The sequence below is a fragment of the Streptomyces racemochromogenes genome, assembly GCF_044129415.1.
In the GTDB taxonomy this organism is placed as follows: domain Bacteria; phylum Actinomycetota; class Actinomycetes; order Streptomycetales; family Streptomycetaceae; genus Streptomyces; species Streptomyces racemochromogenes_A.
This window is the reverse complement of sequence record NZ_JBBDHD010000182.1, coordinates 1-9,870: the sequence shown is the minus strand read 5'-3', so window position 1 is coordinate 9,870 and position 9,870 is coordinate 1. Positions and strand designations below refer to the sequence as shown.

The following is a 9,870-nucleotide window of genomic DNA, read 5'->3' as shown; positions in this document are numbered from 1 at the left end:
CCGTCAGCCACCCGGCGGCCCCGACCGCCCCGGCGCTCCCACCCGCCTCCGGGGCCCCCGGGCTCCTGCGCCCCTCCCCGCTCCCGCGGGCCCCCGCCGCGGGAAGGGTCCCGGCCGCCCGGGCGGCGGACTCCGGGGGACCCGCGGCCGCTCGGGCCCCCGCCGGCTCGCGATGTTCCGCCGGGTCACACCGGGCGGGTGACGGATCCGGGTCGGCCCATTGCCAGGTGCCCGTGCCCAGGTCCACCAGCGCCCGCACCCGCATCGGGCCGTCCCCCCGGCGGGACAGGACCGCGAGTTCGGCGACCCGGGCCGTGCGCGGGACGGCGCCGAGCCGCTGGGCGCACTCCCGTTCCGTCCTCTGCGGGTCCGTGCTCCGGCCCAGGGTGAGGTGCGGGGTCCAGCCCGTGGAGCGGCCCCGGCAGCCGGGGAAACGCTCGGCGAGGGCCCGTCGCAGCTCCTGCCACGGCGCGTCGCCGCCCTCGCCGGCCGCCGGGTCCAGCCAGAGCGTGGCGTCCTCGCGCCGCCCGAAGGAGTGCACCCCGTCCAGCCGGGCCGTGAACGGCCGGATCCCCGCCGCCGCCCCGGCCAGCAGCGGCAGCGCCCGCGCGAAGGCGGACTCCGGGACGAAGCCGAACAGCAGGTTGACGTGGGCCGGCCAGCGCTCCACCCCGGGGTCGTGCGCCCGGCGCAGCTCCGCGACCGCCGGGTCGTCGGGCGGCAGCCAGGCCACCGCCGTCCGCGCGGTCGCCGGTACGTCGAGCAGGGGCCCGGCCGCGTCCGGTGCCCCGTACTCCACGGTGGCCTCCACCCCGAAGTGGTCGGAGGCGAACAGCCCGTCGGGCGCGGGGGAGTCGCCCCGCAGCGCCGCCTCCCGTACCCGTGCCCCGGCGGCCGAGGACAGCAGGATCCGGTCCAGCCGGCCCGCGCGCCCCGTCAGGGAGCCCACCGCGGCCAGCGGATTGGCCCCGGGGTCGAAGGTCGGCGTGTCGTCGGCAGGCCCGTGCACCTCGTTCCACGCGTCCCGCAGCCCCAGCGCGGCCGCCGGCCCCTCGGCCCCGGAACGGCCGTCGTTGAAGTCGCCGAGCAGCGCGAGCCCGGCGTCGATCCCGCCCAGCCCCTCGGCCAGGCGCGCCAGTTCGGCCTCCCGGCGGCCGGCGCCGTCCTCGGAGTGGTCGCTGCTGAGGTGCGTCGCGGCCACGACCAGGGGGCCGCCGGCGGTCTCCACGGTGACGGCGGCGACCGCCTTGTGCCGGCCGAGCACGTGCAGCCCCGCCTCCCGCACCGGCAGCCGGCTCAGCACCAGCAGCCCGCTGTCCGCCACGTCGCCGCCGTCCGGATCGGTGCCCAGGACGTAGCCCTCCCGCACCCACGGCTCGGCCAGCAGCAGGGCCAGCAAGGCCGGTTCGACCTCCTGGAGGGCGATCACATCGGCGTCGGCCACCGCCAGGTCCGCCAGCAGCACCGGCCGCCGCCGGGCGGTGGCGATGCGCGGGGCGTCGTACCGGTCCCACAGGGTGTTCCAGGTCAGCAGCCGTACCCGCGCCGGGGGCCGCGCCGCCGGTTCCGCCTGCACGGGCCGCCAGGCGCCGCCGCCCGCCGGATCCCAGGCGTGCGGGGTCCGGGCGGTGAAGAAGGGATCGCGCAGGAGCCGCGGGCCGCGCACCCGCCCGGCCCGCGTCGAGTCGATCCGGTCGAGTCCGGTGGCCCGGTCCCACACCAGTTCGCCGTCGGCCTCGACGAACAGCACCCGGTGCCACGGGATGTCCCCGCCCGGCACGAACGAGGGCAGCGGCACCCGCTTGGGGGCGGCCCCGCGCTGGAGCAGTCCGAGGGTGAACCGCGCCGGATCGAAGCGGGGGTCCCAGCGGACCTGGTGGTAGAGCTGCTCACTGGTACGCATCAGAGGTCCTCCCCCTCGTCGGCCGTCCGCAGGGACCCGGCCGCGTCCTCCACCGTCCCGCCCGCCCCGACGTACCAGGTGCGGTGCGCCTGTCCCGGGTGGGGCGGGCTGAACCGGCGCAGCTGCGCGGCCAGGACCGCCTCCGGCACCGGATGCGCGCGCACCGCGTTGCGCCGCAGCAGCTCGGCCTCCCCGACCAGCACCACCACCCGGGTGACCAGGGCGTTCCGGCGCCGTGCGACCGCCCCGGCCAGGCCGCGCTGCTGCTCCGTCAGGGAGGTGGCGTCCCACACCGTCGTTCCCCCGGCGGCCAGGGCGCGGTCGAGCCGCTCCAGGCCCTCGCGCAGCACCTCGGGGTTGGCCCGCTGGTCGGCGCGGGCACCCCGGGCCTCGCGCAGGTCGTCGAGGCTGACGTACGCGTCCACGCCCGGGAGGCCGCGGCCGAAGGTGCTCTTCCCGCTGCCGGAGGGCCCGCACAGCTGGACCAGCCGCGGGTACGCCGAGCCGTCCCGCCACCGCCAGGTCGCGGCCACGGCCTCCTCGGCGATGGACAGGGCGCCCCGGCCGAAGGCCTCGCGGGCCTCCGCCCAGCAGCGGTCGGCGGCGTCGGGGTCCAGCCCGCCGAGGGCCGAGCGCAGCCCCGTCCGAAGGGGGCCCAGCGGGTCCGGTCCGAGCAGTCCGGCCTCCTCCGCGCACAGCGCGGACCACTCGGCGCACTCGGTCTCCCCGGCCGTCGCGCCCGGCAGGGCCGACGCCAGGGCGTGCAGCACCCCGAGGTCGGCGGCCGACGCCAGCCGGACCAGCCCGGCCCGCCGCTCCCCGTCCGGGTACGGCCTGCGCAGTACGGGGTACAGCCCCACCAGGTCGGCGACCCGCCGCGCCGTCCGCATCCCGAGCCGCCCCGCGGCGAGCCGCGCCGCGAGGGCGGCCCGGGGTTCGCGGTGCAGGGCGGCGGCCAGCACGCCGGCCAGCCGGGCCTCCCCGGTGCGGCCGGCGCCGTCCAGTCGCGCCGTCACCCCGGCGACGGCACGTTCCTGCTCCGGGCCGGCCGGAGCGTCCGCCCCGACGGCGGACAGCAGGGCGCCGGCGTCGGGTTCGGAGCCCGAGCGGACGGCCCACAGGGGGGCGGCGGGGCCGAGCCCGTTGACCACCACGGGCGCGTACATCCAGTGCGTGTCGGTCCGCACGTGTCCGCCGCGCACCCACTTGGCCACGTACCGTCCGAAGTCCGCGCGGCCGAAACTGGCCGTGGTCCGGACGACGTACCCCTCCTGCCGGGAGGTGTCGACCCGCAGCCCGCGCAGGGCGCGCTCGTCGTAGACCCCGCGCCAGAGCACCCGCGGCACCGGTACGCCGAGCCCGTGCAGGAACCGCACGGTGCGGTCCCAGTCCAGGCAGCGGTCGTCGGCGTCCCACACCGAGAACCCGTAGAACCAGCTGTCGAGTTCCTCGTAGCCGAGGGAGTGGCGGGCGTACAGGTTCTCCCCGCAGACGCGCCAGCCCGCCGGGATCCGCGTCCCGATCCGGCCCTGGAGTCCCTTGACCCAGGCGCGGGAGGGGTGGTGTCCGGAGTCCAGGGAGCGGGCGTGCAGCCCGTCCGCGTACAGGGTGGTGTTCTCCCCGTCGAGTTTCTCGGTGACCACCACCTCCCGCCCGGCGAACGCCGCCGTCCCGCGGGCGCGCACGTCGTCCGGCGTGGCGCCGGGGGACCACGGCAGGTGCGCGGTACGGGGGTAGTGCGTGCGCATGGCGGACTCCTGCTCGGGGACGGGGTGTCCGGTCACTCTAGGTATCCGGAGCCGGGGCCATCCACCCCATTTCGGCGCGGCAGGGGGCGGGCGTCAGCCGAAGGGGCCGAGCTCGTGGAACTCCAGCCCGTCCGCGCCGAGTCCGGTGTTCTCCGCGTGCTCGGCCATCCGCGCGGCGTACTCGGGATGCCCGGCGAGCGAGGTGTACGTGTCGAAGTCCAGGTCCAGGACCTCGGCGAGGTCCGCGAGGTACACGTCGAGCCCGGGGTACATCACGCCCACGTACGGCAGGTCGTCGGTGTCGGTCACCAGTACCGGGTACTCGCCGGTGGAGTCGGGGGAGCCCAGGTAGAGCAGGCGGCGCGAGTCGCAGCCGCCGACCAGCGGCAGGCACACGGCGGGCAGGAGCTCCTCGAAGTCGGCGAACACCGGGGCCATGGCGTCGCCGGAGCCGTACATCCACTCCGCCGTCGCGCCCAGCCCGCGGTCGCCGAGGACGGGCTCGGCCGGGTCCTCGTACCAGCCGACGCGGGCGAGCCAGGAGCCGTCGAAGGCGAGCCAGCGGCGCAGGCTGGGCGGGAGCGGCCGGCCGCCGGGCAGCGTCAGCCGGTCGAGCACCTCGGGCGCGAGCGGTACCGGCTCGTCGAGGTCCGGGGCCTCGCAGGTGGGCCAGCCCCGTTCCCGGACCCGTTCGACGACCCGGTCGATCAGCGCGGCGCCGTGCATGTCCTCGTTCATGCGGTGCACTGTGCCACGGGCCACCGACAACACCCCTGGGGGCCCGGCCGAAGCCGGACACCGGCCCGTGCTGCCGGGGAAGCAGGGGGGACGGTCTTCGAGGACTCCCGGGCCGTCGTCAGCCGCTCGCGGAGGTGACCTGCGGGGCGGCCTCGTGCTTGAAGTTGGCCTGGCCGAAGTTCTTCTTCACGGCCGCGTCCCAGGAGCCGTCCTTGACCATCTTCCTGAGGGCGGCGTTGATCTTGGCCTGCAGATCCCGGTTGCCCTTCTTGATGCCGATGCCGTAGCTCTCGTTGCTCAGGTTCAGCCCGACGAGCCGGAACTTGCCCGTGTTGCCCTTCTGGGCGGCGTATCCGGCCAGGATCGCGTTGTCCGTGGTCATGGCGTCGACCACGCCGTCCTGGAGGGCGACCACGCACTCCGAGTACCCGTCGAGCTCCAGCAGGCTGGCCTTCGGCGCCAGGCTCTGCTTGATGTTCTGCGCCGAGGTGGAGCCGGCGGTGGAGCAGAGCTTCTTGTTGTTGAGGTCCTCGGCCTTGTTGATCGTGGCGTCGTCGGCGCGGACGAGCAGGTCCTGGTGGGCCGTGAAGTACGGGCCCGCGAAGTCGACCTTCTCCCGGCGCTTGTCGTTGATCGAGTACGTCGCGGCGACGAACTTGACGTCGTTGTACTGGAGGAGCAGCTCGCGTTCGGAGCTGTCGACCCGCTTGAACTCGATCTGCTCCGGCTTGTAGCCGAGCTCCTTGGCGATGTACCTGGAGACGTCCACGTCGAAGCCGGAGAAGGTGCCCCCCGCCTCGCGGAGGCCGATGCCGGGCTGGTCGAAGGCGATGCCGATGGAGAGGGTCCCCTTGGGTCCTTCGTCGCCGCCGCAGCCGGTGGCGGTCAGGGCGAGGCCGATCACAGCGGCCATCGCACCGGCCTTGGGGACCTTCATGTTGCAACTCTTTCCTCGGGGACGCGGGACGCGGTGCGGGATCGCCGCTGCGCGTGGAACCGCGGGGTACGTAAAAGCGCCAAGACGCGTGTAAGAGGAAGCTAAGAATGCCGCCGCCGCCGTGTCACTTGATCTGGGCGAAACTTGAGGTAACGATCCGGCACGACCTGCGTTTCCGCGTCCCCCGGGCCTGGGTCCTGGGGCCTGTGGTCACACTCCCGTCGTCGCCCGGAGGAGCTCGGGGGAGCGTGCCGGGCGTCGCGGGGCAGACGGGAGTTCGACGACAGGTCCTAGTGGCACAGGGCGACGATCGCGGGGTCCACCCGGCCCTTGGCGGCCTCGCACAGTGCGGACATGTCGTACGAACGCGGCGGCGCGGGCCGGGGCCCCTCGTGGACGGGCTTGCGGGCGCGCGGCTTCGCGGCGGGGGCGCGGTGGGCCGTCCTGGCGGGGGAGACGCGGCGCGGGGGGCGGTCGTCGGAGCGCGGCGGTGCGCCGGGCCGGGTGCGCGGCCCTCCGGTCCGCGTCTCCGGGGCCCCGGCGGGGGCCGCCTCCTCGGCGGGCGGCGCCTCCCGCGGCTCGGGGACGGGCCCCAGGGGCAGCCCCTCCGTCGCCGGCGGCCGGGGTGTCCACGCCGTCCGGGACGCCGCGGGTTCCTGCCGGGGGGCCTCGGCGGGCGCCGGCGGCCGTACGGTCACACACCCGGCGGCCAGCAGGAGGACGGGGACCCACAGCGGGAGGGAGGAGCGCGACGGCATCCGCCCACCCTGCCGTACCGGAGCGCCGTCCGGCGTCCCCGCTCACACGGACGGGTGAGTGCGGGGCCGCATACGTGGTCGGACCAGCGACTTTCACACCGCCAGCCCGCACAACGGACCGTATCAAGATCGACATAATCGGGCAATAAGGAAGGCCGGGAGGCTCTGGAAGGTATGCGGGTGGTAAAGCCGGGCCGCCTGCGACCACCCGCCGCCCGCCGTAACCCGAGCGTGGCGCCCGCTGTTGCACAGGCGGCGGACCCACCCACGGTGAACGGAGTGCCCATGCCCCAGCTGACCGACGACCCCGGACGGGCGGGCACCTGGATGACCCCGGCGGAGTACGGGGCCTCGCGCGCCGCCCTCTGGACGGGAGCGGTCGTCCTCGTCACCGACGCCGACGGGCGGGTCCTCGTCCAGAGCGTCGACTACCGCCCCGACCGGCTGCTGCCCGGCGGCGCGGTGGACGCGGGGGAGGCCCCGTCTGCGGCCGCCGCCCGCGAGGTGCGCGAGGAACTCGGGGTGGAGGGCCGTTACCCGCGCGGGCTCGCCGTGGACTGGATCCCCGCCGACGCCCCCGGCATCCCGCCCGAAATGGGCTTCCCCGGCGAGATCCTGCACGTGTACGACGGCGGCACCTGGAGCCGCGAACGGATCGAGTCCATCCGCCTGCCCGACCAGGAGATCACCGGCATCGACTTCGCCGAGCCCGCCGACCTGACCGCCCTGATGGACCCGGGCGACGCCCGCCGCGCCCTGGCCGCCCTCCGGGCCCGGATCAACGGCTCGGGGCCCGCCCTGCTGGAGGACGGCCGCCCCACCGTCCCGACCGCACTCGACCGGCTCGGGGTCCTGCGCACCCGCCGCGTGCCGCAGCACGGCACCTGGCACCCCGGCCCCGTCCCCGCGCACCTGCCCGTACGCGGACACTCCGGCTGGCTCTTCGCCCCCGACGGCCGGGTCCTGCTGCTCGTCGCCCGCGCCACCGGCGCCGCGCACCTCCCCGCCCCGAAGGCGGAGCCCGCCGTGGCGGCCCTTCCCCTCGGCTACCGCTACGCCGACCGGGCGGCGCTCGCCCGCACGGCCGCTCGCCTCACCGGGCTCGCCCCGGCCGGGGACCCGGCGTACGCCCGCCTGCTGGCCACCCCGGAGCAGGTGCGGGAGCTCAGCGACTGGGGGCCGGCGGGCCCGCAGGAGATCGCGGCGGTCCACGCGGCCCGCACCCAGCTCGGCCTGCCCGTCCCGCCCCGCACCCCGCCCACCGAGCTCCCCGAACAGGGCCTGCGCTGGTGACCGGCGCCCGGGGCAGCCCCCGCGGCAGCCCGCGAGGGCCGCTTCCGGAGGTGACGGACCGGGCCGGGGGCCCGGCGTCGCGCGACCGGCGCCTGCGAGCATGGGGGCCGCCCATACGTCAGGAGCGTCGACATGGCATTCGCACACCTCCGGGTCGTCATCACCGCGGCGGGGCGGGACTTCGGCCGGACCCTGGCCCTGCGCTTCGCCGCGCGGGGCGCGGAGGTCCACCTCTCCGCCCGCACCCCCGAAGCCGCCGCGCGCGTCCGCGAGGAGATCATCGGGCAGGGCCACGACCCCGCCCGGGTCCACGCCCATGCCTGCGACCTCACGGACCCGGCCTCGGTCCGCGCCTTCGCCGCCGCGGTCGCCGCCCGCGGGCACATCGACGTCCTGGTCAACAACGGTGCCCGCTACCAGCATGGCCCGGACCTGCTCTCCGCCTCCGACGAGGACGTCGTCGAGACCCTCGCCTCCGGCGCCACCGGCACCGTCCTCGTCACCAAGGCCTTCCTGCCGCTGCTCCTGGAGTCGGACCGGCCGGACATCGTCACCATGGTCTCCGGATGCGGCGAGCACGGTAACCACCGCTCCGACGCCCATGACGCCTTCTACGCGGCCAAGAGCGCCCAGGCCGGCTTCACCGAGACCCTCTCCCGGCGACTGCGCGGCCGGGGCGTGCGGGTGATCTCCCTCTACCCGCCGGACTTCGACAACCACGACCCGCTGTCGCCGGCCTGGGAGGAGGCCCCGCGCACCGCGAAGGATCCCCTCACCGCCCAGTCACTGGTCGACTGCGTGTTCTTCGCCATCGGCCAGCCCCGGGACTGCTTCATCAAGTCCTTCCACTTCGAGCAGGTCTGAGGGGGCGGTCCCGGGCCCCGGACGGCACCCTGCGGGACCGGACCCCGCCCCGCGTCCGGCCGGGCCGGTCGTGTGGAATGGAGGGCATGGGGACCAGCGAGACACAGACGGGCGGGGCGCCGGGAGGCGCCCCGCGGACGCCGGCCGCACGGCCGGCACCGGGGGAGCACCCGGAACCCGCCGGGCGGCCGAAGGTCGTCCCCACCCCCGACCGGTGGCGCTACGCCCGCCACCTCGACCGGCTCGCCGCCGCGGGGGAGGACGGGGTGGCGGGCGAGGCCCGGGCGGTGGCCGCCGTCCTGCGCGACCCCGACCCGGTGATGGCGCAGAGCGCCGTGGTCACCCACCTCGACCGCCGCGCGGTGCGGCTGCTGCCCGGCACCGGGTTCCGCGACTGGGCCCGCGCGCTGCACTCCGTACTGGAGGGCCACGCCTTCCCCGCGCGCCGGCTGAGCGAGTGGACCCTGCTCAAGGCCATAGCGGGCGGCGGGACTTGGTCCCCGGCCGAACTCGCCGCGGCCTCCGACTGGTGCCAGCGCACCGCCGTCCGGTCGCCCGCCCCCGACGAGGCCCTGGCCCTGCTGGCCGCCTCCGCCCGGACGCGCCCCGTGCGCAACGCCGCCGCGCGGCGGCTGCACCGGCGCGGCAGCCTCTGATCGGAATGATCAACACACCGGAGTGCTCGCCATACGGCTGTTCGGGGGTTTAAGGTCTGGTTACCCGGCCGGGTATCAGCGTTGAACCGATGCCATTCCGCTGGAGGATGACTCTCCGTGTCGCACGTTTCACAGGCTCCCGTCACCGCCGACGTCGAGCCCGCACCGCCCGCACCCCGGTCGTTCGATGAGGTGAAGGGCTGGTTCTCGGCGTATGACCAGGTGCTCTTCGACTGGTTCCTGGCCCGCCAGAACGACACCGGAGAGGCGAAGGGCGACCTCCTCGAACTGGGCGCGTTCATGGGCAAGAGCGCGATCTTCGTCGCCAAGTACCTGAGGGAGGGCGAGGAGTTCACGGTCGTCGACCTCTTCGACTCGCCTGCGCCCGACGGCGACAACCTCGAAGAGGTCCGGGAGTCCTACCCGACCCTCACCCGGCGCGGGTTCGAGGCCAACTACCTGGCGTTCCACGAGGAGTTGCCGACCGTCATCCAGGCTCCGACGTCCGTCGTCGCCGACCGGGTGCGCCCCGGCAGCTGCCGCTTCATCCACATCGACGCCTCCCACCTGCACGAGCACGTGGTCCAGGACATCGCCTCCTCGAAGCTCGTCGCCGCCCCCGGCGCCGTCGTGGTCTTCGACGACTACCGCTCCGAGCACTGTCCCGGCGTCGCGGCCGCGGTCTGGGAGGCCGTGGCCGTCGGCGGCCTGCGGGTGATCGCCGTCTCCGCCTCGAAGCTCTACGCCACCTGGGACGACCCGGAGCCCCACCAGAAGGCCCTGACCGCCTGGCTGGAAGGCCGCAGCGACCTCTGGCACGGGGTGGACACCGTCTGCGGGCACCCGCTGGTGCGCATCGGTGACCACGGCGTGGCCGCCCCGCCCGCCCCGGTGCCCCGCCCCCCCCCCCCCCACCCGCCCCCCCCCCCCACCCCCCCCCCCCCCCCCCCCCCCCCCCCCCCCCCCCCCCCCC

9 protein-coding genes are annotated in these 9,870 nt (G+C 75.8%); 4 read left to right on the top strand and 5 right to left on the bottom strand.

Features of this window, described 5'->3' with window-relative positions:
• From WDV06_RS34245 to WDV06_RS34225, 5 genes are all read right to left on the bottom strand, one after another.
• Nucleotides 1-1,903, bottom strand: a 1,903-nt coding sequence (locus WDV06_RS34245) for an RNA repair domain-containing protein (protein WP_395513724.1), incomplete at its 3' end; no start/stop codon positions are given.
• Nucleotides 1,903-3,651: an RNA ligase family protein gene (locus tag WDV06_RS34240; protein ID WP_395513723.1), complete on the bottom strand. Its 1,749-nt coding sequence runs from the start codon at nt 3,649-3,651 to the stop codon at nt 1,903-1,905. The genes WDV06_RS34240 and WDV06_RS34245, both read right to left, overlap by 1 nt.
• 93 nt (nt 3,652-3,744) lie before the next feature.
• Nucleotides 3,745-4,389, bottom strand: a complete 645-nt coding sequence (locus WDV06_RS34235) for a hypothetical protein (RefSeq protein ID WP_395513722.1) — start codon at nt 4,387-4,389, stop codon at nt 3,745-3,747.
• Nucleotides 4,390-4,507: 118 nt separating this feature from the next.
• On the bottom strand, nt 4,508-5,326 hold the full coding sequence (locus tag WDV06_RS34230) for a glutamate ABC transporter substrate-binding protein (RefSeq protein ID WP_395513721.1): 819 nt from the start codon (nt 5,324-5,326) through the stop codon (nt 4,508-4,510).
• Between the two features lie 290 nt (nt 5,327-5,616).
• On the bottom strand, nt 5,617-6,084 hold the full coding sequence (locus WDV06_RS34225) for a hypothetical protein (protein WP_395513720.1): 468 nt from the start codon (nt 6,082-6,084) through the stop codon (nt 5,617-5,619).
• Between the two features lie 285 nt (nt 6,085-6,369).
• On the opposite strand from WDV06_RS34225, the gene WDV06_RS34220 reads away from it, so the two are divergent.
• The 4 genes from WDV06_RS34220 to WDV06_RS34205 all read left to right on the top strand — a co-directional run.
• The gene (locus WDV06_RS34220; protein WP_395513719.1) at nt 6,370-7,377 is read left to right on the top strand and encodes an NUDIX domain-containing protein; all 1,008 of its coding nucleotides are present in this window, start codon (nt 6,370-6,372) and stop codon (nt 7,375-7,377) included.
• Nucleotides 7,378-7,509: 132 nt separating this feature from the next.
• A complete protein-coding gene (locus tag WDV06_RS34215) occupies nt 7,510-8,241 on the top strand; it encodes an SDR family oxidoreductase (RefSeq protein ID WP_395513718.1) in 732 nt (243 codons plus the stop codon).
• An 86-nt stretch (nt 8,242-8,327) separates the two neighbouring features.
• The gene (locus tag WDV06_RS34210; RefSeq protein ID WP_395513717.1) at nt 8,328-8,897 is read left to right on the top strand and encodes a hypothetical protein; all 570 of its coding nucleotides are present in this window, start codon (nt 8,328-8,330) and stop codon (nt 8,895-8,897) included.
• Nucleotides 8,898-9,014: 117 nt separating this feature from the next.
• The coding region (locus WDV06_RS34205; RefSeq protein WP_395513716.1) for a class I SAM-dependent methyltransferase at nt 9,015-9,870 on the top strand (856 nt) is incomplete at its 3' end.

Excerpts from the sequence above, each read along its gene's own strand:
- WDV06_RS34210 (WP_395513717.1), top strand. The coding sequence starts at position 8,328 with ATGGGGACCAGCGAGACACAGACGGGCGGGGCGCCGGGAGGCGCCCCG.
- WDV06_RS34235 (WP_395513722.1), bottom strand. The coding sequence starts at position 4,389 with ATGAACGAGGACATGCACGGCGCCGCGCTGATCGACCGGGTCGTCGAA.
- WDV06_RS34215 (WP_395513718.1), top strand. The coding sequence starts at position 7,510 with ATGGCATTCGCACACCTCCGGGTCGTCATCACCGCGGCGGGGCGGGAC.
- WDV06_RS34225 (WP_395513720.1), bottom strand. The coding sequence starts at position 6,084 with ATGCCGTCGCGCTCCTCCCTCCCGCTGTGGGTCCCCGTCCTCCTGCTG.
- WDV06_RS34240 (WP_395513723.1), bottom strand. The coding sequence starts at position 3,651 with ATGCGCACGCACTACCCCCGTACCGCGCACCTGCCGTGGTCCCCCGGC.
- WDV06_RS34230 (WP_395513721.1), bottom strand. The coding sequence starts at position 5,326 with ATGAAGGTCCCCAAGGCCGGTGCGATGGCCGCTGTGATCGGCCTCGCC.
- WDV06_RS34220 (WP_395513719.1), top strand. The coding sequence starts at position 6,370 with ATGCCCCAGCTGACCGACGACCCCGGACGGGCGGGCACCTGGATGACC.